Raw genomic sequence first — 18,854 nt, 5'->3', positions numbered from 1 at the left:
CGCACGGCTGAGAACGTTTGCCTGTCGGGGCGCTCGGCTAGCGTTTAGACATGTGGGTCTACACGCTGATCGGCACTGTCACTGGCGTCCTGGGTTTCGGCCTGGGTCTCTATAACCTCTGGCGCTCGCACCGTGAGCCCGTACGTAATCTGCAACGAGATCGCCGGAAGTTCCTGAAGCAGTATTGCGAGGCGCTGTACCACAACACGAAGCCAGGCGAAGAGGCATTGGCGAAGAGCCAGTGGCCAAGCGACACCATGATGGATCAGCTGGCCGCCGCAAAAGACGGCTTTGAGCGGTTGAGTAAAGAGCTGGTCGTCCCGACGCGTGATCAGTTGCTCGTACTCCGCGACCGAGTGATCGCCGCGGAAGAGGCGATTGATAACCACATCATTCCGACCGATGATCGAGTACTCCATGGCTACATCCCTGAGATCGTGAAGACGACACTTGCCGATCTGAACCGGGATCTGGAGTACACGATGGATGGTCTGCGGCGAATCGAACAGGGCAAGTCGCTGCGGTACAAGCGCGAGTTCAAAGCGCTGCGCTCGACGACGAAGGCACTGCCGGAAGCTGAACCAGAGATGTTGACCGAGAAGACGGTTTAGTTATCCACAACCTCGCATTTCACTATTGAATTAATAGGTTTGTTTGTGCATAATTGAATTAGATAATTAAATAAGGATAACAACCACATATGCGAGAAATAAAGTTCAGGGCTAAGCGCACGGATGGACGTGGATGGGCCGTCGGCCACTACGTGAAGACACCGATCACCGATGAGTTCCACGCTAACGAGAGCAGCCAGTACTTCGACTCCGGTGTTGGTCGTCATTGCATCGTTCAGGATGGTGTCGCGCATGAGGTTGATACGGATGCTTTGGGCCAGCACACCGGCCTCAAAGACAAGAACGGTGTGGAGATATACGAAGGCGACATCTTGTCGCTCGCGTGGCTCGATGGCCATGTCTTTGGTCGAGGCAATGTCGTATGGGATACGGATGATTGTTGTTTTCTCCATAGATTCCTTGAGTTCAGTGGAGATATGTGTCTCGGAACATGGCGGCCAAAGAAACGGCTGTGGGCGAATGACGATGTACGCGTAGAGGTCATCGGCAACATCTACGATCACCCCGACCTCCTAGGCGGTGACACGGGGGCTGCCTAGATGGTCGGTCGCTATAACCGACCACCAGCCGAGGTTCCTGAGCCGCCGTCAATGACGGAACTTATGCAAGAAGCCCTCACTGCTCCTGGGCGGCTTACTGATACCTACGAGCGATTTTGGACTTACAGCTACGGAAACCAGCTCTGGTTGCGAATGCAGGGCGCGAGAGAGCCCATAGCGTCGTACAAGGGTTGGCAGAAGCTTGGTCGCCAGGTCATCAAGGGCGCCCGTGCGTACTACATCCTGCGTCCTATAACCGTGAAGTCAAAGACCGAGGTTGATGACGACGGAAAGCCATTGACCTACACCAGATTCAAGCCAGTCAAAGGCGCGTTCCCGTACTCCATGACCGAGGGTGAAGACCTGCCGGAAGTAGAACCGCGTGAATGGTCCAAGGAACGAGCGCTCGGTGCGTTGGGTATCAACCTGGTCGCCTTCGACGAGATAGACGGCAACAAGGCCGGCTTCTCCTATGACCGGAACGTCGCGGTGAATCCGGTCGCGAAGTACCCGCTCAAGACGCTGTGGCATGAGGTCGCTCATATCGAGGCAGGACACACCGAGGGTGATCACGCGGAGTATCTGAAGCACCGCGGCTCGATGGAGTTCGAGGCCGAGGCAACTGCATATCTCGGACTGCATGAGATCGGTGAAGAAGATCAGATGGACGCGAGCGAGAGCCGTGCGTACATCCAGAACTGGCTTGGCGGTGAGACCCCACCGGACAGCTCGATTCGCAAGGTGTTCAAGCTCGTTGACCTGATTCGTAGAGCCGGATATGCGCCCCAGGAGGCAGGTGACGCCGAGGGGGCAGTGGCATGAAACATAAACGTCTATCTGTAACAAGACTTGAGGAATTGTCAATACCTGTGGATCGGCGTGTTTCAGGCGACCTCCGTTCCGGCTTGCTGATCGCCGTCTGAGGGCGGTGTCGGTGGGGTGATTTCGGTGGGGCGTTCGAGCAGTTTGCCCTTGTGGAAGACCGCGCCGGCGCGGACCAGGGCGACCAGGTGTGGTGCGTTGACGGCACGCCAGCGGGCCGCGGCGGCGTCGATGAGCTTGTAGGCCATGGCCAGACCAGCCGCACGTGATCCCGGCCCCTTGGTGACCTTGGTTCTCAAACGTACTGTGGCAAAGGTGCTTTCGATCGGATTTGTCGTGCGTAGGTGGATCCAGTGCTCGGCGGGATAGTGGTAGAACTCCAGTAGGGTGTCCAGATCGTCGGTGATCTTGGCGACCGCCTTGGGGTACTTGGCCCCGAAGTCGACCGTGAAGGCCTTGACCGCGACCTGGGCCTTGTCGATATCCTCGGCGTTGTAGATCTCCTTGAGCGCCGACAACGCCGACGCGTGCGCTGATTTCGGCAGGGCGGCAAGCACATTGGCTTGCTTATGAAACCAGCACCGCTGTTCTTTGGTGGCCGGGAACACCTCGCGTACCGCTTTCCAGAAGCCGAGTGCGCCATCGCCGACGGCGAGCACGGGTGCGGTCATGCCGCGTCGTTTACAGTCGCGCAGCAGATCAGCCCACGACTCGGTCGATTCCCGGTAGCCGTCGGTGATCGCCACGAGCTCTTTGCGGCCGTCCGCGCGCACGCCGAGCATCACCAGCAGACACAGCTTTTCCTGGTCCAGGCGGACCTTGAGGTGGATGCCGTCGACCCACAGGTAGACGTAATCGGTGCCCGACAGGTCCCGGGCGGCGAACGCGCGGGCCTCGTCCTGCCACTGGCTGGTCAGCCGGGTGATCGTGGTGGCCGAGAGCCCGGCACCCGAGCCCAGGAACTGCTCCAGAGCGGGGGTGAAGTCGCTGGTGGACAGCCCGTGCAGGTACAGCAGCGGCAGCACTTCGCTCATCTGCGGTGACTTGCGTGCCCAGGCCGGCAGGATCGCCGAGGAAAACCGTTTCCGCTCACCGGTGTCGGGGTCGACGCGTTTGTCGTTGACTCGCGGTGCTTTCACCTCAACTGCCCCGGCTGCCGTCAGCACCTCGCGGGCCTGGTGATAGCCGTTGCGGACCACCAGCCGATGCCCCTTCTCATCGAGCTGATCGGCGAACTGGGCCACGTAGGCGGCGACCTCAGCCTTCAACGCGGCGGCCAGCATCTGACGGGCGCCGTCGCGGACGATCTCGTCCAACAACGACCGACCAGCACCGCCAGTGCTTTCGTTGGCCTCGATGGCATCGTGAACTACGGTGAGCATGGGCGTACCTTCCCGAACCAGCGCGCCAACGCCGGCTCATGATCGGACCTTCGGATATTCAGATCATCCTCGGGAAGGTGCGCCCACTTTCACGCCCCCTCACCGAGGCTCATCCACAGGTTCTGATCATTGCTCACAAGACTTCATATCCACTTTCAAAGTGAATACCCGCGATTGCCGTCCTGGTCGGTCAACTTTGAGTACACGACTCTTATCAACGGTGATACGACAGAAGTCAGTGCGAAGAAACAGTTCAAATCACTCGATGAGCTATTGCGTTGGGTTCGCGAGAATCTGAGCTTGGGGGATGAATCATGACCCAAGACGAAAAAGACGCCCTCTATCGCCGCTACTGGTGCAACAAGAAGGGCAACCCTGTCCCACGCGCCGTCCCGCAAGATGAACTCGATGATGACGACTACGAGCGCCTGGCCAGTCTTGCGCGTTGGGAAGATTCAGGGAACAAGCCGCAGATACCGGGGGTGAATGTCGCACTGCCAGAACAGGAGTGCGGCGATGTGTAAGTGCGGCAACCCTTCCCGTGTCGACAAGAACGGCTACGTCCATACGAGCTGCAACACCTGTCGACGCCGCCGCCAACGGGCAAGCCGCGCGGCGCGCATAGGCCGCTCGCGTGTCTATCCGACCCAGTACTGGACAAGACGCCGTAAGTGGATCATCGGCAAGCGCTGCGAATTCTGCGGCACCACAGACGATCTGACGGTCGATCACAAGGTGATGCTGCGGGATGATCCGAGCCTGAAGAACCTGATGGACACAAGCAACTGGCGGGCGCTATGCCGACCGTGCCACGACGCCCACACCAGGGAGGTGCATCGGGCGCTGGCGGGAGCAGTGGCATGACCGAACACCTCGCACCCGTAATCGACATTCGAACCCGTCGCCGCATCGACCATCTGCGCCCAGTCGAACCGTCACATGACGAAATGACACCCGCCATGCGGAGCCAGCTGTGGGCGGACCTGGAGTTCCACGAACGAATGGTGGAGGGGTGTCGTCGGAAGCTCGGATTGCTCGCGGTGGAGAAGGGGATTAGTGAACGAGAGGAGGAATCGTGAAAGACGAACAAGGATCAGGACAGACGGTACGGGAGATACTGCAAAACCATAGTTACGTGCAGCGATATGCACTAAAGCTTATACCTGCGGCAGACAAGCAGCATATGAATGGTTATGAAGTAGCCGAAGCAGCCAATGACATTAGGCTAAATAATCAAATGGAGACTGAAGCCGCTATCAACGCCCACATCGTGAGTGTGTTGGAGGAGCTGAAAGAACAGCAGTGGACTTTTGGGCCAGATAACGATGCTTTAGCCGTACCTACCCGCTACATCGACGCTGTCATAGAGAGGCACAGCGATGGGAGTTAACGCCACACCAGGATACCTGTGCTGGGCGAGCATGATTCAGCGGTGTACTAACCCGAATCACGACAGCTATAGATACTACGGAGGTAGGGGCATCACTGTCTGTGACGAATGGCGGCAGTTTAAGAACTTCATACGCGATGTAGGAAACCGACCATCGGATGGCCACACCATAGAACGTTTGGACCCCAACCTTGGCTATGAGCCAGGGAATGTTGTTTGGGCCGATATTACTACGCAAGCCATTAATAGGCGCCTTTCTACACGAAATACGACCGGTTATCGAGGTGTCTCACCAATACCGGCAAAAGTACCTCGTTGGAGAGTGCAGGTTTGCATTAAGGGTCGGGTCTTTAACGTCGGTGTGTTCACTGACATGGACGAAGCGGCGTGGATGTATGACCAGTGGGCATTAGCCATACATGGAGATGTTGCGCAATTAAACTTTAGCTATAAGCAGAAAGGGAGTGAGTGATGGACGAGAGATCAGGTAATGACGTAATTGAGGTTGGGATATGACCAAGCTACTCAATGAGGAAGAGCTGCGAGATGCGGTTACACAACTTCGCCGAGAGCGTGACGCGCATCAGATGGACGAGTCGGACTACACAGATGCGGTGGTCATGCTTATTCAATCCCAAAAGCAAGCCCATGCAGATATGGTGATAGGTGAAGACGAGCAACGGCTTGAGAACCTAACAGGTGTTGATCACGACCGTTTTACCCGTAACCGGCTTCGTGCTAAGCAACGAGAAAGGAATATGACATGACCAGACCGAACACAATTGAAGAAGTGCTGACCAAGGTATATATCGACGGTATGGCGGCGAAAGAGAAGGAACTTGAGGCCATGGCCGACGGAGCAAGAGCCTACATCCATCGTCCACTTCAGGCTGCTGTAAGCCAACCCCTCGCCACCATAGAGCAGCTAGTGCTTGAGAGGGTACAGGAAAACCAGACTGGACAGTTTGAAGACGATGCGGGAAATATCTGCTGGTATCTCGATGACTTAACTATAGCCCTCAAACAACTAATAGGAGGGAGGAAATGACGCACATACCACCGCTTGTATACCCAGAAGATATTGCCGCTAATCGTGAGTGGTTTGGTGAAGGCGACCCGCCAAAGAACTATTCGGAATGCGATATAAACGAGGGCACGGCTGAATGTCCGAAACAGAAACACTATCATCCCAGCGCTATTTTGCATTTGATGAAGATACTTGGAGGCAAGAAGTGACCACACCACCTACACCAGACGAAGTACAAGTTGAGGTACAAGATGGAGTACAAGTTGATCCCAGTGCGTTACCTACGCTGGATGACATGCATGAAATAACACTCAATACTCAGCAATGTGCGGAGGTTGCATACTACATGTATCGGCAGTGGCAAGAAGCAATGAAACCCCCACTATTCTCATACGTGACATTCGACCAGTGGCTCCAGCAACTAATAGAACGTAAGGAGGACGAGAGTGTATGAGTGAACAACCGAAAATTAGCAGGCGACAAGCGTATGTCTACAAACCATTACATGAACTATTCAATAATAGTGGGCTAGATGATTTCAAGCCTAGCAAAAGTAGCTGGTTCGGGTTACACCGGGCACTATGGCTGGCTACTAATCGCTTGGTTTGGAATGAGGGACGTCGTTTGTCTCAAAAACACGGCACCCACGGCTTTAGGCCGAGAACAGGCTGGAGGGGCTTGCTATGACCCATACAGCCTCAAAAGACCTATGCCAGGAGCTGTATGAGCTGAGTGGGTGGGATGATACTGGCCTCTACTGGTATGAAGAGCATGATTACGATGATAACCCTGACGGCCGGGGCGACTTCTATCACGAGCCACGGATTTATACGCAAATGGAGATCGAAGAAACTGGTAGTGGCGGCGGGGGTAAACGTACCCAAGCTTATGACCTTGGCTGTCTACTGAGGAAGCTGCCGAAGTCGGATGATGACATCGGAGACCTCACCATTACCTTCCGGGAAGGAAGCTCATGGTTTTGTGGCTATTTCGTTGTAGGTGATCCATTCCCCAACAGCGGCGCATGGGCAAACACTCCCGAAGACGCCGCCTGCAAGCTTGCCATCGAACTATTCAAGAACGGAATACTCACTAGAAGCGAGAACTAATATTCCGCGTCCCTGCGGTGTCGTACACTGCTAGTCTTCCTTCCATGGAGAGCCGGCATTTTGAGGGATTCCTCGTCAACACGGATCGGGCAGAGATTCGACAGCGCCTTGCGGATGCGATCAGGGACGAGGCACCAATGACATTGAATGTCATGGGCGATGAGGGCGCAGAGGACTTGACGTTCTCAATTACGAATACGGCTATCTCGTCAGATGACGTTTCTATAGACTTGATACTTGGCGAGACTGACGACGGCATGAACGTACAGGTATTTATCCCAACGACCGCAACTCCTACTCTTGCTTTGCGAGAGCCTGAAGCCTAATGGTGAGTAACGAAGAGTGCCAGTTCTACGTCGAAACATTCAAAGACCCGTATCTCACCGAGCATGACATTCAGGTCATCGCGGATCACATGATGGCTTGTGTTAGATGTAGGCACGCCATAGGCGGAATGATCAATGATCGAAGCGGAGGTAATGAAGCAGGCTAGCGTTGCTCCGACCGGATCTCAGTGGCACGCCGTGTCCACACACCTGCCCTGTGACGCCACATACGCCACGCTGAGGCCGGTCTGACCTTCACGATGGACCCAATGTCATAGAGCTGGCCATCAAGCACTGCCGGCCGCGTGAGGCGCATCCGCACGAACTTATTTCGGGACATTAGGTGTTCTCCAGTCGCTGCGTCTTCATGTACCGGGCGATGGTCATCAGGAGGCGAATGTCTTCAATCGTCATGTGGTACATGCAGATATGAATCTCACGCGCCGCTGCCTCGCGCTCTTCCAACTCTTCGGCGGGTGGCGGATCACTCATCAGCGATCTTTGCGCCTTCGATCTCCACGCCGAAGTGGGCCGCGTTTCGTTCGGCCCACTGACGGTGCGCATTCTCGTCGATGCCAACCGATTCATACCGATGTACTTCAGGCTCGCCATCGACGGTGTAGTTGGATGTCTGAATCAAGACGTACTGCCACCGCGCCCAGGTGATGGACCACTCATGGACGATGCGGTAGGTGAAGTCGGGATCGTTTGACATTTAGAGCCTTTCAATAGTCTTGACGGTTGACTTGTTCTCGCACTGGACGCACCGATGGATGGAGTACAGGAACTCGTAGCGCCTGGCCGTGAGCGCCGTTTCGCAGCACGGGATAAGGCAGCCACAGACCATGTTGATCAGCCACCGGGCAGGGTGCGAGGTGCTATCGCAATACCGGACGTGATCGCGGCACGGGATGACCGGGTCGAACTCGAGTGCGGCCAACGCCTTGTTGATGTTGATGTCGACAAGGCGTTGGCTCCGACGACTAAATGTCCGAAGGTATGCCCTCATTAGCGCCTTGAACCGCTCGTCGTCGGGATCGAACATCATCTCGGAGAGGATCACCACGCGGTCCGTGGGGATGTCATCGTCCATCGGCCGATTCAAAAGAGTGCTCCAATCAGCTTGATCAGCAGCCAGATACCGAAGAAGAAGCCGACCAGCGGCCAGAAGAACACGTGCATCAGGCTGTCAAGCGAGCAGGCATAGAGCACGTAGCCGATGAAGAGATAGATCAGCATTTTGATCATGCGAGTACCTCTGCTCCGTTCTTTACCATCTCAATCGCTGTTCCTAAGGTCACATCGGCGACGAACAAGATGACTCCTTCGATTTGTTCGGGATCTACTGGGGACTCGCATACGACCCATATAGGCAGTTGTTTCGGGCGACCAACTCGCACCGCGACGTACTGCTTATCGGGGTCGAGACCGGCAGTTTCTCCGGCTCGTATAGCTTCGCGCTCTTTGTCGAGCATGGAGCGGAACGTGTCGGAGATTGGGGCAAGGTACGGCTCAAGGCGCTTGAACCTCTTTCCCTTCCAAGGCATTAGAAGTCCAGAATGTCGTAGCGCTTAATGGCAACGTCTCGTCGTCCACAAGACGGGCAACGATGCAAACCTATGTTCAGTCCGTTTGACACTGCTTTGACGCAGTACACGGCCTGACAACCGCAACTGAGCGTGGTCTTGTAGTGCGCAGGATGATGAAAGTCTCTGTCGCACAGGCCAGAGACGCAGTTTGGACGTGCCTTCACCACCATCGCTGTAAGAGCTGGATGATCGCGGAAGGTACGACATACAGGTTCCATACGGTGAGTAGCGCGTTGAATATGACCATCGAGGCATCGGAATCGAGGTGAGCCGTGTCCCAGGCCAGGAGTGTGCAGTAGACCTCCCATACCGAGAGCAACGCGATGGGCAATGACCGCATATACCAGGGCCATTCGATGTCTCCGCGACGCCCGTAGCGAAGGGTCCACAGCAGCCCCAGGAGGAAGGTGATGCGGCGGTTCACTCGGTGTCTTCTATCTCGATCCCGTAGTGCGCGGCCTGGCGGTCGGCCCATTCGCGGTCGCCGGAGGTACCGGTCGTCACGTAGCGGAGGTATTTCGTCACCTTGAGCTGGTAGCGGTACTCAGCGCGTCCGTCGTCCCAGAAGCGCACGATGCGAGGCTCATCAGCCGGAAGTTCGAATTCGTCAGGCATGGTTCTCCTGCGGTCGGTTAGTGGGAATCCTCAATTGTCTCAACCGCGAATTTCCCTGTCTACCAAGCGAATTTGATAGGAGAGATCCAAGTTTGTCGGTACTCGGAACTAGTCTCGCGGGTTATGGCACGACTGAGGCGTACACGCCGCGGCTGGGAAGAGATTGCGCCGGCCTTTTGCCCTCGGGGTCACAGGTTGAAGGGAAACGCTCTCGTGGGATGTCGGCACTGCACATGCGGCACGATCCATCGTTCGCACTGGTGCAAGACGTGTGGCGAGACTATCTACACGCCACTGATGGGGAAGAACTGCCGAGCTACTGACTTCGACGGACGCTAGTGGACTGTCAATCGCCGGACGTACGGTTACCGCGATCCCGCCTGCGTCTGGAAGAACCAGTCAACTTTGTCGCAGATTGCGGGTCCGTTGTCATGTAACCACTGCTTGGCATTGACCTTAGCAGTCTCGGTAATGGATATGGTGTTTTGATGCTTAACTATCATCTATCTTTATTAAAGCACATTATTCAGATAATTGCAATAGTAAAGTTGTGGATAACAGAGGTAAGATTATTTCTTTGTTGGTTCTTGGAAGGTTGAAATCTCTGTGTAGTAGATACCATTGGTATTAGCGCTAGTATTGGTTGGGATACTGGTCTGCGGCTTGTTGTTCGAGTAGTCGAACTCGTTGATGACAGTCGATTGGTAGAGATTCGGCTGCTCAACCGGTGCTGGCGTAGGGGCCGGTACTTCCGGCGTGACAGGCTGATCGGATGATTGACCCTCTGATTTGCTCTGCTCAGTGGCTTGTGGTGTCGGAGTTGGTTTCGGTAGCCAGTCCGCCTTGCCTTCAGTGATATAGACACCTTCAACCTTCACGGCATCGACAGGTGGTTTCTGTGTAGTTCCGCCAGTAACGGCCTGAACGCCGACATAGGTGCCAAAGGCCATAGTCAAGATGGCGGTGGTGGCGATAGTTATACGTAGGGGTTTGATCAATTTCATATGGCGATTATCTCCTTATGATTTAATTATGCACAATCGTATCTATAAATGCAATAGTAAAATCAGACATTCTTGCGCTAATAGATGCGACGATGGGAAAATAGACCATCTGAAATTCCCATTCCCTTTATCGAATGGCAGGTGATCTATGCCCACTGGCATGACGCCGGATGAGACTGGTGACCACGGCGAGCCGATCGCCGACGTTGGTGTGTACCTTCAAGCATGGATCGAGCGCCAGGTGTCGGTGGCAGGTTCTAAGCTGCATCGCATGGCAGGGTTGTTCGGCAAGACAAAGCTGCGCGAGGCAGCACAGAAGATCTCCACGGATGAGATCGCGGTCCACATTGATCTTGTGCGTACTTGGCACAAGGACTACCACGACGGCACGTTGAAGACGGACACTGAGACCAGCCGTGAGCAGCAGTACAACCAGGATTTCTTCGGAACGATCCTGGGCTACAGGGCGCTGCCGACTGTCCCGACAACCTTCAAACCCAAAGATGTCACTGAAGGCCGACAGATTCCTGACGCCATCCTGAAGTATGACGACCCGAATCAGGACATCTTCAACATCTTCGCTGTTGTCGAGCTGAAGGGCGCGGCCATTGCCCTCGACAAGCCGCAGCAGCGGGAGGGTAACCTCACTCCCGTTCAACAGGCCTTCAAGTACAAGCCTCAGTACCCGACGTGTCCGTTCGTCGTGGTAAGCAACTTCTGGGAATTCCGTCTCTATAACACCAATGAGCTGGTGTATGAGAGCTGGACGCTGGACGACCTCGTTGATCCCGAAGACGACTACATCAAGTTCAAGACGTGGTATGTCCTGATGCACGTCGACAATTTCACCATTGCTCGCGGGCTGTCGAAAACTCAGGAACTTCTTCGTGCGATCCAGACTGCTCAAGAGAAGATCGGTAAGGAGTTCTACGAGAAGTACAAGAAGGCTCGAATCAACCTGCTGGCGGACATCCTCAAGAAAAACCCCTCGATCGATTCCGACCTTGCGATTGAGAAGGCGCAGACGATCGTGGATCGTGTCGTATTCGCCTGCTTTGCGGAGGACATCAACCTGTTGCCGCCGGACACCATCGGCCTGGTGATTAGGGAAGCGGACGAGTCACGGATCGACTCGAATCTTTTCAACGCGTTCAAACGGCTCTTCACTGCTATCGACAAGGGTAGTAGACAACTTGAGATCCCCAACGGCTATAACGGTGGACTCTTTGCGTACGACGAAGTGATCGACAGCCTCGATATTTCAGACGACGTGATGCGCAGTCTCGGAAAGCTGGGGGAGGACTACGAGTTCGAGGATGAGCTGCCGGTCAACGTTCTTGGCCATATCTTCGAGCAGTCGATCACTGACTTGGAGGGCATCCGCCGACAGATTCATGCCGGTGTCGATCCTGATGACCTCGCCGCCGACATAACGGCTCATGCTGGACAACGTCATCGTGAAGGCATCTACTACACGCCCGACTACGTTGTTCGCTATATCGTCGACAACACTGTCGGTGAATACCTTCGGGAGAAGGAACGGGAAATCCAGGCCAAGCACAAGCTGACTGGACGACTCGGTGAGAAGGGCTACGAGGAGCGCCAGCAGAAGGCGTACATCGAGTACCAGTTCATTCTGCAAGGCCTGAAGGTGCTTGATTTGGCCTGTGGCTCAGGTGCATTCCTGGTGTATGTCTTCGACTATCTGCTGCGGGAGAACCAGCGTGTAGCCGACATCCTTGGCGATGCGGCGTTGTACTCGAGTGAAGAGTTCGTCCGAAATATCCTGACAACAAACATCTTCGGCGTTGATCTGAACCGTGAGTCTGTCGAGATCACCAAGCTTAGTCTCTGGTTGAAGACTGCCGAGAAGAACAAGCCGCTCGCATCACTGGATGGAAACATCAAGTGCGGTAACTCGTTGGTTGACAACCCCATGTTCACGGACAAGCCCTTCAACTGGGCTGAGGACTTCGCTGACATCATGGAGAAGGGTGGCTTCGACGTGGTGGTGGGCAACCCGCCATACGTCAATGCCATCGAGATGAGCCGGAACATCCCGGAGGCCGAGCGGCGTCACATGCGCTCGGGTTATACAACGGCAGTCGGCGCGGTAGACCTCTACATCTACTTCTTCGAGCGCGGGTTCGAACTGCTCAAGCAGGGCGGGAAGCTGGGCTTCATCACCCCGAACCGGTGGCTGTCTATTGGGTACGGGGCGGCGCTACGGAAGTGGTTGGTCGAGAACGCCACGTTCGTCTCGATCCTGAATGCCACTGACGCCAACGTTTTTGAGGACGCGGATGTGTATCCGGTCGTCACTATCCTTACCAAGGAAAAGGCAAAGGGAACCTACAAGATCACTGCCGGTCGACTTGAAGAGATGACCGCGGTACCGCTGGGCGAGGATCATGACTCGTCAAAGCTGACATCCCTCCCCGACAACATCATGGGGTTCCTGCTCAACGACAAGCTGCCGATTACGGAGAAGGTATTCGCACAGTCCACCAGGCTCACGGCAGTTGGTGAGATCAACGCCACGTCGACGGCGGCTGAGGCCGACGCGTACGGGCAGCATGTCAGTGACACCAGTGGCCACAAGATCATTAACACCGGCACCATCGACCAGTACACGAGCCTCTGGGGATTGCGTCGGTTCACCAAGCAGGGCCGAACTTACATGAAGCCCTACCTGGATCTAAGTCAGGTCAGTCCTGGCCGCAAGGAGTTGTACGAGTCGCCGAAGATCATCTTCGCCAAGATTGCCCTGCGAGCTGAGGCGGTTTACGACAGCCTCGGCGAGTACGCGTCTATCGACACCAACTGTGTCCACAAGTTCAAGGACGACTATCTGCCTGAATACGTTCTGGCATGGGTGAATTCGCGTCTCTACAACTACGTGTTCACCTGCTTGTTCGATGGCGCCAGGATGGCCGGCGGTTACCTCGGATTCTCCGCGCCCAATCTGCGTGTGACGCCGATCAAGAAGATCGACCTTGATGCGCAAGAGCCGTTCGTCAAGCCCGCTGCCAAGTTGTCGACGCTCTATCGCGAGAAGGTGGAGGCCGACGACAAGTTCAAGACGCTGATCAGTACGACGTTCGGGTTGACCTCGTGGCCTACTGCAAACAGTGAGTGGTGGTCGCTCGAATCGCCCGCGTTCGTCACGAACTTCCGAAAGAAGTTCAAGACGACGGAAGTCGAGGATCTTATGGAGTCGCACACGAAACACTCCGCGATCCTGGAGGAGAAGGTTTCCGAGATCGTCAAGCTCAATCAACAGATTGACCGGGGGTTCTACAAGCTGTTCGGGTTGACTCGGCGGGAGATCGCGACTGTCGAGGCTATGGAGTTCGACTACTTATAGGACTCGACATGAAAGCCGTTGTGTGGCATTAATAGTGATACACATGGCAGATCAACAGGAGCAAGATCAGCAGAAGCATCCAGGCGGGCGTCCGCTGAAGTTCCAGTCTGTCGCTGAGTTGGATGCGGCAATTCAGTCTTACTTCGATTCCTGTGATCCGCACATCATCAAGCAGATGGTTGCAACTGGTCTCAATGCAAAAGGTCACACAATGTTCGAGACTCGCGACGTCATGTCTGAACAGCGTCCGTACACTATGTCTGGTTTGGCCAGGGCGTTGGGTGTGGACAGAAAAACCCTCCTGAACTATCAAAATCGCGACGAGTATTTCCCCTCGATTCAGGCAGCCAAGAACCGCTGTGAAGAGTATGCCGAAGAGCAACTGTTCGGTCCGTACGCCAATGGCGCAAAGTTCAACCTGATCAACAACTACCAGGGCAAGCACGTCGACTGGACGGACAAGCAAAGCGTCGACCACACAACTAAGGATCAGCCGATCCCTCTGCTCGCCGGCCTTGCGCCGACCAAGTTGGAAGTAGAGGACGAAGATGCCGCTGGTTCAAACGACAGCTCTACGGAAGATTAGTGCGCTCACTAAGCGCCTGCGCATCATCCAGGGTGGAACGAGCGCTTCAAAGACGTTCTCGATACTCGCTTATCTGATCCATACTGCGCAGTCCAACGACAACCTGGTCATCAGTGTTGTCTCAGAATCGCTGCCGCACTTGAAGCTTGGCGCTATTCGCGACTTCAAAAACATCATGAAGATGCAGCGCTACTGGGACGACAATGCTTGGAGTAAGGGCGAGTTCGTTTACACGTTCCCTAACGGGTCAATCATCGAGTTCTTTAGCGTTGACAACGCCGGTAAGGCTCACGGACCTCGACGTGACATCCTGTTCGTCAACGAGGCGAACAACGTACCGTGGCCCATCTACCGCCAGCTCGCCGGTCGTACCCGGCGATTGATCATCATCGACTTCAACCCGGTATCGGCGTTCTGGGCACATGAGAAGTTGATGCCCTACCGCGTGCACGACTTCCTCAAGCTGACCTACCGCGACAACGAAGCGCTCGAAGCGTCACTGGTCCGCGAGATCGAGGAGAACGCCGCAATAGACGAGAACTACCGCCAGGTGTACGCAGAGGGGGAGATTGGTCGGAATGAAGGCCAGATCATGACCAATTGGATACACATACCCGAGATCCCCGCAGAGGCTCGCCTGGTGCGCCGAGGGTTGGACTTCGGCTACAGCAATCACCCTTCTGCCATCGTTGACATATACGAATGGAACGGCGGCTACATCTGGGATGAATGCTTGTACGAAAAAGGTTACGACAACCCGTCTTTGGCGCGTCACATCCTCGAACAAGATGAGCAGGTGCTTGTGGTGGCTGACTCCGCTGAACCGAAGTCGATCGATGAGATTTCATCGGAGGGCGTGATGATCATCGGCGCGGAGAAGGGCGCAGACTCGGTTCGGAACGGCATCCAGAAGGTGAAACGGGTCCAGGTCTATGTAACTGAGCGCAGCACGAACATCATCAAGGAGGAGCGGAACTACCTCTGGAAGCTAGACAAGAACGGGGAGCCATTGAATGTACCGCGCGACCTCTTCAACCACGCCATGGACGCCGGACGGTACGCGCTCGACGATCTGATCGAGAACAAGCCACAGCCCTTCCCATCCGGTGAAGACGACGACACCGATTCCTCGAGTGCCCCAATCACTTCCGGTTTGATCGGATCGAGCTTCTAGAGGCGATACCGCTGGTCACGTCATCCGAACGTAGGCTGCGCAGATTTGCTCTGTGTGGTTAGTATGAGCCGGTTCGGGGGAATCGTATTGCGTCTCAGGGGAGTTGCCGCATGTCCAACATGTCTTCAGGTGGTCCTGGCCGGTCGGGTGGGGGAGCATCGAGGTGGCCGCTATGGGTGGGGATAGCACTTGCAGGGGTGCTGTGTATCGCCGGTATCTCGTACGGGGTCGGCTATCTGATGACCAAGGGATCGGTCGACGCACTAACCGACGCTGCGCAGCGAGACACGAGCGTTCAGCCGCCAACTGCTTCTGAGCAATCGAGTGCTCCAGAGGCGATGACTATCGATAACGCACTCCCTAGCGAATTTCGAAGCGACGAATATTTCAGTGACCAAGAGCGTGTTGCATGGGCATGGAATCAGCTCCAGCAACCAACCAATGAACCAGGCTACGAAGGTATGACTCGTATCCAAGCGGCAAACGCAAAGCTCATGAAGGAGAATCCTCTTGCCGAGAAGATTGTTGAGCCGTCACTTGAAATGACAGGCGATCAGATACTTACCAGTGAACAGTCGATTTATTACTTCGCAGCCACAACAACAGAACTGTCGGACAGGGACCGAGCGAAGGTTATTGCAGCGGCTATTGATAATTCAAACCCTGTATATGATACAGTCATGCAAAATGTATTAGAGCGAGATGACAACCTTAGTGGCGTCTCTAAGGTTGACACAAGTGCAGTGAATCACTTACCGGTTGAGTCACCTGTGTTTAAATACACCGTCCTTAATAATGGCTTCGACCCTAAGGGGGTTGAGACTAAAGTAATGAACGTGTCTTTAAAGAATGTGTCAAAAGACGCAGACTACGATGGATCAAAGCAAAAGTACTATCAGTTCATCGATGGCAAGCCGATTCAAGTGTACCAATGCGACTCAAGAGACAAGACCCTGCGTGCCAGCAACCCGCAAAACATTCCTGCATACTAACGCGTTGGCGTCTTGGTCCCGTTTACCAAACGCCCCGTCTGTGGTTAATTAGTCAGTAGATGGCCAAGACTCGACAAAAGAAGAACCCAATCGAACTCGGTGACTCCGGTGTTCAGATATTCAACGGGATCATCTCGAGTGACGAGTACCGGCCAGAACTCCGTGGGCGCTACGCCATCAAGATGTACGAAGAGATGCGCCGCGGCGATGCAACTGTGCACGCCGGTCTGATGGCGGTGAAGTACCCGATTATCTCGGTAACCTGGAACACCGAATCAGGTGGGGAAGACACGGTCGACGAGGACGCCAAAGAGCTGATCGACTACAACTTCACCGAGGTACTGAACTGGCGCGAGACCCTTACCGAGATGCTGACCATGCTGGACTTCGGCTTCTACGTGGCAGAGCTGGTGTTCGATGTGCGGCCAGTCAACGGCGTCGACCGCATCGTCCTGGTGAAGATCGCTTACCGCAAGCAGACCACCATCGAGGCCTGGGAGACAAAGGAACACACGCCAGGGATCACCCAACGTCTTACCAGCGGTGAGACGGTTTCCATCCCAATGGACAAGCTGATCATCCTCAGCCACCAGAAGGAGGGGGACAACTGGGAAGGGCTGTCGATTCTGCGCAGCGCTTATCAGAACTGGTACTACAAGAAGACCTTCTACCAAATCGACGCTGTGAAGCATGAGCGCCAGGCGCTCGGTGTCGTGAAGATCAAGTACCCCAAGGGTGCCGATCAGAAGATGCGCGATGAAGCCAAGGCCGCTGCCGCGAATGTCCGCGCCAACGAACGGGCGTACATCGAGGAGCCTGAAGGCTGGGACATCAACTTCATGGACATGCAGGCCAACACCACAGCTGACCCGAAAGAGTCCATCGCTCACCATGATCGCCAGATCCTGAAGAACATGGCAGTCCAGTACATCGACATCGGCGCACAGTCCAGCAGCGGATCATTCGCCGCTTCAACCGACCAACGCGCACTGCTTGAACAGCAGGACCAAGCCATCGCCGAACAGATCGCCGCGGCGGTCAACGAGGTCATCGTGAAGAAGATTGTTGACCTGAACTTCACCGTGAACGACTACCCGAAGTGGAAACCAGGCCGCGTGGCTCACGAAGACGTAGCGGTTCTGGCTGAAGCTGCGACCAAGTTCAAAAGCGCAGGCATGCTGACCGTCACCGACGAGGACGAAGAGCACGCTCGCAGCATTCTCCACTTCCCAGACATGAACGAAGACATCAAGGGCCAGGTCCGCCAGACGAAGACCGAGGAAACCACCAAGGCGCCGGCGGAAGACACTGAAACCGACGAATCAAAGACAGACGATAAGACCAAGGCTGAGGACGTGAAGGTCGAAGCGTCTCTGATCGACACCGCCCGCCAGCTCCGCGCCGCGATAACGGAGAAGCTGTACACGGAGACTGCCCATGAATCGCCAAACGCTGCTTGAGGCTAGAGCCGAACTGACACAGGGCATTCGGGCAAGCGAAGAGTGGACACCCAGCTACAGACGCCATCCTGAGACGTTCAAAGCGCTTCTACGCTACGAAGCGCAGTTGGATGGACAAGTTGCCGAGTATCTCGCTGGACTGGCTGAGAGAGCCCCACAGTACGTCGACTGGACGCTGGTTCCTGAGCCCATCAAGGCCGCCAGCTCGCCGCTGGCCAACAAGGACGATGCAGTGTGGGCGGGGGAGGCCATCGACCTGACGAATGCCGTGATCGATGCCCTGACCATGCTGACCGTGACCGGCGCACAGTTCGGCGAACTCGAGTACGGCATTACCCTCGGCGTGGACTCACTCACTGACTGGATACTCACTGCCGCAAGGGAACACACGGCAGGCCTGGTGAGTCAGGTGACCGATACCAACCGCAAGCTGATCCAGGAAGCCATCAAGAGGGGCATTGCGCTCGGTGAGAACCGGGACGCCATGGTCGCCCGTATCCGCAAGGTGATCAACAACCCGGTGCGGGCTGAGATGATCGCGCAGACCGAAAGTGTGAACGCGTACCAGTCGGGGTTGATGAACTTCGGGCTGGAAACGGGAGCGAAGCGCAAGGTCTATGAGGCGCTGGCTGGAGCTTGTCAGATCTGCGCGCCGCTCGATGGTGAGACGGTGGCGATAACCAAGACGTTCAGCAATGGTGTAGACCATCCACCGTCACATCCCCGCTGTAGGTGTTCGAGCTTCCTTGAGTATTAGTGTTCGGTCCATCGACGGTTGATCTCATCGATAATTTCATCCGGACTAGAATCTTTGGCTAACCGGCGGCGGGTATCAAACGG

26 protein-coding genes are annotated in these 18,854 nt (G+C 55.3%); 17 read left to right on the top strand and 9 right to left on the bottom strand.

Going from position 1 to position 18,854, the window contains the following annotated elements:
- The first annotated feature begins 50 nt into the window (after positions 1–50).
- From ACOI2T_RS23130 to ACOI2T_RS23120, 3 genes are all read left to right on the top strand, one after another.
- A complete protein-coding gene (locus ACOI2T_RS23130; protein WP_409506485.1) occupies positions 51–611 on the top strand; it encodes a hypothetical protein in 561 nt (186 codons plus the stop codon).
- A gap of 89 nt (positions 612–700) precedes the next feature.
- Positions 701–1,171: a YopX family phage-derived protein gene (locus ACOI2T_RS23125; RefSeq protein WP_409506484.1), complete on the top strand. Its 471-nt coding sequence runs from the start codon at positions 701–703 to the stop codon at positions 1,169–1,171.
- A gap of 63 nt (positions 1,172–1,234) precedes the next feature.
- Positions 1,235–1,993 carry an ArdC-like ssDNA-binding domain-containing protein gene (locus tag ACOI2T_RS23120; protein WP_409506483.1) on the top strand — a complete coding sequence of 253 codons (759 nt, stop codon included), beginning with the start codon at positions 1,235–1,237 and terminating at the stop codon, positions 1,991–1,993.
- A gap of 62 nt (positions 1,994–2,055) precedes the next feature.
- Here ACOI2T_RS23120 and ACOI2T_RS23115 read toward each other — a convergent pair whose 3' ends face one another.
- Entirely contained in the window at positions 2,056–3,375 is a 1,320-nt protein-coding gene (locus tag ACOI2T_RS23115; RefSeq protein ID WP_064961518.1) for an IS256 family transposase, read from the bottom strand.
- Between the two features lie 314 nt (positions 3,376–3,689).
- On the opposite strand from ACOI2T_RS23115, the gene ACOI2T_RS23110 reads away from it, so the two are divergent.
- From ACOI2T_RS23110 to ACOI2T_RS23075, 8 genes are all read left to right on the top strand, one after another.
- Positions 3,690–3,899 (top strand): hypothetical protein, encoded by a 210-nt coding sequence (locus ACOI2T_RS23110; RefSeq protein ID WP_409506482.1) that lies wholly within the window; start codon positions 3,690–3,692, stop codon positions 3,897–3,899.
- Complete coding sequence (locus tag ACOI2T_RS23105; protein WP_409506481.1) at positions 3,892–4,239, top strand: HNH endonuclease signature motif containing protein; 348 nt, start codon at positions 3,892–3,894, stop codon at positions 4,237–4,239. Before ACOI2T_RS23110 ends, ACOI2T_RS23105 begins: the two co-directional genes overlap by 8 nt.
- 211 nt (positions 4,240–4,450) lie before the next feature.
- Positions 4,451–4,765: a hypothetical protein gene (locus ACOI2T_RS23100; RefSeq protein ID WP_409506480.1), complete on the top strand. Its 315-nt coding sequence runs from the start codon at positions 4,451–4,453 to the stop codon at positions 4,763–4,765.
- Positions 4,766–5,277: 512 nt separating this feature from the next.
- Positions 5,278–5,532 carry a hypothetical protein gene (locus tag ACOI2T_RS23095; RefSeq protein WP_409506479.1) on the top strand — a complete coding sequence of 85 codons (255 nt, stop codon included), beginning with the start codon at positions 5,278–5,280 and terminating at the stop codon, positions 5,530–5,532.
- Positions 5,529–5,813, top strand: coding sequence for a hypothetical protein (locus tag ACOI2T_RS23090; RefSeq protein WP_409506478.1), 285 nt, complete (start codon positions 5,529–5,531; stop codon positions 5,811–5,813). The genes ACOI2T_RS23095 and ACOI2T_RS23090 overlap by 4 nt, the downstream gene beginning before the upstream one ends.
- Positions 5,814–5,928: 115 nt before the next feature.
- Entirely contained in the window at positions 5,929–6,246 is a 318-nt protein-coding gene (locus tag ACOI2T_RS23085; protein WP_409506477.1) for a hypothetical protein, read from the top strand.
- A 229-nt stretch (positions 6,247–6,475) separates the two neighbouring features.
- On the top strand, positions 6,476–6,901 hold the full coding sequence (locus ACOI2T_RS23080; RefSeq protein ID WP_409506476.1) for a hypothetical protein: 426 nt from the start codon (positions 6,476–6,478) through the stop codon (positions 6,899–6,901).
- Positions 6,902–6,945: 44 nt separating this feature from the next.
- Positions 6,946–7,227, top strand: a complete 282-nt coding sequence (locus ACOI2T_RS23075) for a hypothetical protein (RefSeq protein ID WP_409506475.1) — start codon at positions 6,946–6,948, stop codon at positions 7,225–7,227.
- 339 nt (positions 7,228–7,566) lie between these two features.
- Here the strand turns inward: ACOI2T_RS23075 and ACOI2T_RS23070 are convergent, their stop codons facing one another.
- The 8 genes from ACOI2T_RS23070 to ACOI2T_RS23035 form a co-directional block, all read right to left on the bottom strand.
- Positions 7,567–7,719 (bottom strand): hypothetical protein, encoded by a 153-nt coding sequence (locus tag ACOI2T_RS23070; protein ID WP_409506474.1) that lies wholly within the window; start codon positions 7,717–7,719, stop codon positions 7,567–7,569.
- Positions 7,712–7,942 (bottom strand): hypothetical protein, encoded by a 231-nt coding sequence (locus ACOI2T_RS23065; RefSeq protein ID WP_409506473.1) that lies wholly within the window; start codon positions 7,940–7,942, stop codon positions 7,712–7,714. Before ACOI2T_RS23065 ends, ACOI2T_RS23070 begins: the two co-directional genes overlap by 8 nt.
- Positions 7,943–8,320: a hypothetical protein gene (locus ACOI2T_RS23060; protein WP_409506472.1), complete on the bottom strand. Its 378-nt coding sequence runs from the start codon at positions 8,318–8,320 to the stop codon at positions 7,943–7,945. It lies immediately after the preceding gene.
- 8 nt (positions 8,321–8,328) lie between these two features.
- Positions 8,329–8,475, bottom strand: coding sequence for a hypothetical protein (locus ACOI2T_RS23055; RefSeq protein WP_409506471.1), 147 nt, complete (start codon positions 8,473–8,475; stop codon positions 8,329–8,331).
- On the bottom strand, positions 8,472–8,702 hold the full coding sequence (locus ACOI2T_RS23050) for a hypothetical protein (RefSeq protein WP_409506470.1): 231 nt from the start codon (positions 8,700–8,702) through the stop codon (positions 8,472–8,474). The genes ACOI2T_RS23055 and ACOI2T_RS23050 overlap by 4 nt, the downstream gene beginning before the upstream one ends.
- Positions 8,703–8,976: 274 nt before the next feature.
- Entirely contained in the window at positions 8,977–9,240 is a 264-nt protein-coding gene (locus ACOI2T_RS23045) for a hypothetical protein (protein ID WP_409506469.1), read from the bottom strand.
- A complete protein-coding gene (locus ACOI2T_RS23040) occupies positions 9,237–9,431 on the bottom strand; it encodes a hypothetical protein (protein WP_409506468.1) in 195 nt (64 codons plus the stop codon). The genes ACOI2T_RS23045 and ACOI2T_RS23040 overlap by 4 nt, the downstream gene beginning before the upstream one ends.
- A 569-nt stretch (positions 9,432–10,000) precedes the next feature.
- A complete protein-coding gene (locus tag ACOI2T_RS23035; protein WP_409506467.1) occupies positions 10,001–10,435 on the bottom strand; it encodes a hypothetical protein in 435 nt (144 codons plus the stop codon).
- A 160-nt stretch (positions 10,436–10,595) separates the two neighbouring features.
- Between ACOI2T_RS23035 and ACOI2T_RS23030 the strand changes: the two genes are divergently transcribed.
- The 6 genes from ACOI2T_RS23030 to ACOI2T_RS23005 all read left to right on the top strand — a co-directional run bounded on the left by ACOI2T_RS23030 (position 10,596) and on the right by ACOI2T_RS23005 (position 18,771).
- Positions 10,596–13,802 carry an Eco57I restriction-modification methylase domain-containing protein gene (locus ACOI2T_RS23030; protein WP_409506466.1) on the top strand — a complete coding sequence of 1,069 codons (3,207 nt, stop codon included), beginning with the start codon at positions 10,596–10,598 and terminating at the stop codon, positions 13,800–13,802.
- 43 nt (positions 13,803–13,845) lie between these two features.
- A complete protein-coding gene (locus tag ACOI2T_RS23025) occupies positions 13,846–14,388 on the top strand; it encodes a terminase small subunit (RefSeq protein ID WP_409506465.1) in 543 nt (180 codons plus the stop codon).
- Positions 14,351–15,562, top strand: a complete 1,212-nt coding sequence (locus tag ACOI2T_RS23020; protein ID WP_409506464.1) for a PBSX family phage terminase large subunit — start codon at positions 14,351–14,353, stop codon at positions 15,560–15,562. Before ACOI2T_RS23025 ends, ACOI2T_RS23020 begins: the two co-directional genes overlap by 38 nt.
- Before the next feature lie 176 nt (positions 15,563–15,738).
- Positions 15,739–16,554, top strand: coding sequence for a hypothetical protein (locus ACOI2T_RS23015; RefSeq protein ID WP_409506463.1), 816 nt, complete (start codon positions 15,739–15,741; stop codon positions 16,552–16,554).
- Positions 16,555–16,613: 59 nt separating this feature from the next.
- Complete coding sequence (locus ACOI2T_RS23010; protein WP_409506462.1) at positions 16,614–18,014, top strand: phage portal protein family protein; 1,401 nt, start codon at positions 16,614–16,616, stop codon at positions 18,012–18,014.
- A complete protein-coding gene (locus tag ACOI2T_RS23005) occupies positions 17,992–18,771 on the top strand; it encodes a phage minor head protein (RefSeq protein ID WP_409506461.1) in 780 nt (259 codons plus the stop codon). Before ACOI2T_RS23010 ends, ACOI2T_RS23005 begins: the two co-directional genes overlap by 23 nt.
- The last annotated feature ends 83 nt before the right edge of the window (positions 18,772–18,854 follow it).

Source organism: Mycolicibacterium wolinskyi str. Jessa 2025 (assembly GCF_049241375.1).
GTDB lineage: Bacteria > Actinomycetota > Actinomycetes > Mycobacteriales > Mycobacteriaceae > Mycobacterium > Mycobacterium wolinskyi.
Note: the sequence above shows the minus strand (reverse complement) of the source record. Positions and strands in the feature narration are given on the sequence as shown.

Coding starts and splice junctions, on each gene's coding strand:
- ACOI2T_RS23095 (WP_409506479.1), top strand. CDS start 5,278: ATGACCAAGCTACTCAATGAGGAAGAGCTGCGAGATGCGGTTACACAA.
- ACOI2T_RS23055 (WP_409506471.1), bottom strand. CDS start 8,475: ATGATCAAAATGCTGATCTATCTCTTCATCGGCTACGTGCTCTATGCC.
- ACOI2T_RS23030 (WP_409506466.1), top strand. CDS start 10,596: ATGACGCCGGATGAGACTGGTGACCACGGCGAGCCGATCGCCGACGTT.
- ACOI2T_RS23090 (WP_409506478.1), top strand. CDS start 5,529: ATGACCAGACCGAACACAATTGAAGAAGTGCTGACCAAGGTATATATC.
- ACOI2T_RS23115 (WP_064961518.1), bottom strand. CDS start 3,375: ATGCTCACCGTAGTTCACGATGCCATCGAGGCCAACGAAAGCACTGGC.
- ACOI2T_RS23120 (WP_409506483.1), top strand. CDS start 1,235: ATGCAAGAAGCCCTCACTGCTCCTGGGCGGCTTACTGATACCTACGAG.
- ACOI2T_RS23010 (WP_409506462.1), top strand. CDS start 16,614: ATGGCCAAGACTCGACAAAAGAAGAACCCAATCGAACTCGGTGACTCC.
- ACOI2T_RS23060 (WP_409506472.1), bottom strand. CDS start 8,320: ATGGACGATGACATCCCCACGGACCGCGTGGTGATCCTCTCCGAGATG.
- ACOI2T_RS23110 (WP_409506482.1), top strand. CDS start 3,690: ATGACCCAAGACGAAAAAGACGCCCTCTATCGCCGCTACTGGTGCAAC.
- ACOI2T_RS23070 (WP_409506474.1), bottom strand. CDS start 7,719: ATGAGTGATCCGCCACCCGCCGAAGAGTTGGAAGAGCGCGAGGCAGCG.
- ACOI2T_RS23085 (WP_409506477.1), top strand. CDS start 5,929: ATGTCCGAAACAGAAACACTATCATCCCAGCGCTATTTTGCATTTGAT.
- ACOI2T_RS23020 (WP_409506464.1), top strand. CDS start 14,351: ATGCCGCTGGTTCAAACGACAGCTCTACGGAAGATTAGTGCGCTCACT.
- ACOI2T_RS23130 (WP_409506485.1), top strand. CDS start 51: ATGTGGGTCTACACGCTGATCGGCACTGTCACTGGCGTCCTGGGTTTC.
- ACOI2T_RS23025 (WP_409506465.1), top strand. CDS start 13,846: ATGGCAGATCAACAGGAGCAAGATCAGCAGAAGCATCCAGGCGGGCGT.
- ACOI2T_RS23050 (WP_409506470.1), bottom strand. CDS start 8,702: ATGCTCGACAAAGAGCGCGAAGCTATACGAGCCGGAGAAACTGCCGGT.
- ACOI2T_RS23065 (WP_409506473.1), bottom strand. CDS start 7,942: ATGTCAAACGATCCCGACTTCACCTACCGCATCGTCCATGAGTGGTCC.
- ACOI2T_RS23005 (WP_409506461.1), top strand. CDS start 17,992: ATGAATCGCCAAACGCTGCTTGAGGCTAGAGCCGAACTGACACAGGGC.
- ACOI2T_RS23035 (WP_409506467.1), bottom strand. CDS start 10,435: ATGAAATTGATCAAACCCCTACGTATAACTATCGCCACCACCGCCATC.
- ACOI2T_RS23040 (WP_409506468.1), bottom strand. CDS start 9,431: ATGCCTGACGAATTCGAACTTCCGGCTGATGAGCCTCGCATCGTGCGC.
- ACOI2T_RS23125 (WP_409506484.1), top strand. CDS start 701: ATGCGAGAAATAAAGTTCAGGGCTAAGCGCACGGATGGACGTGGATGG.
- ACOI2T_RS23105 (WP_409506481.1), top strand. CDS start 3,892: ATGTGTAAGTGCGGCAACCCTTCCCGTGTCGACAAGAACGGCTACGTC.
- ACOI2T_RS23075 (WP_409506475.1), top strand. CDS start 6,946: ATGGAGAGCCGGCATTTTGAGGGATTCCTCGTCAACACGGATCGGGCA.
- ACOI2T_RS23080 (WP_409506476.1), top strand. CDS start 6,476: ATGACCCATACAGCCTCAAAAGACCTATGCCAGGAGCTGTATGAGCTG.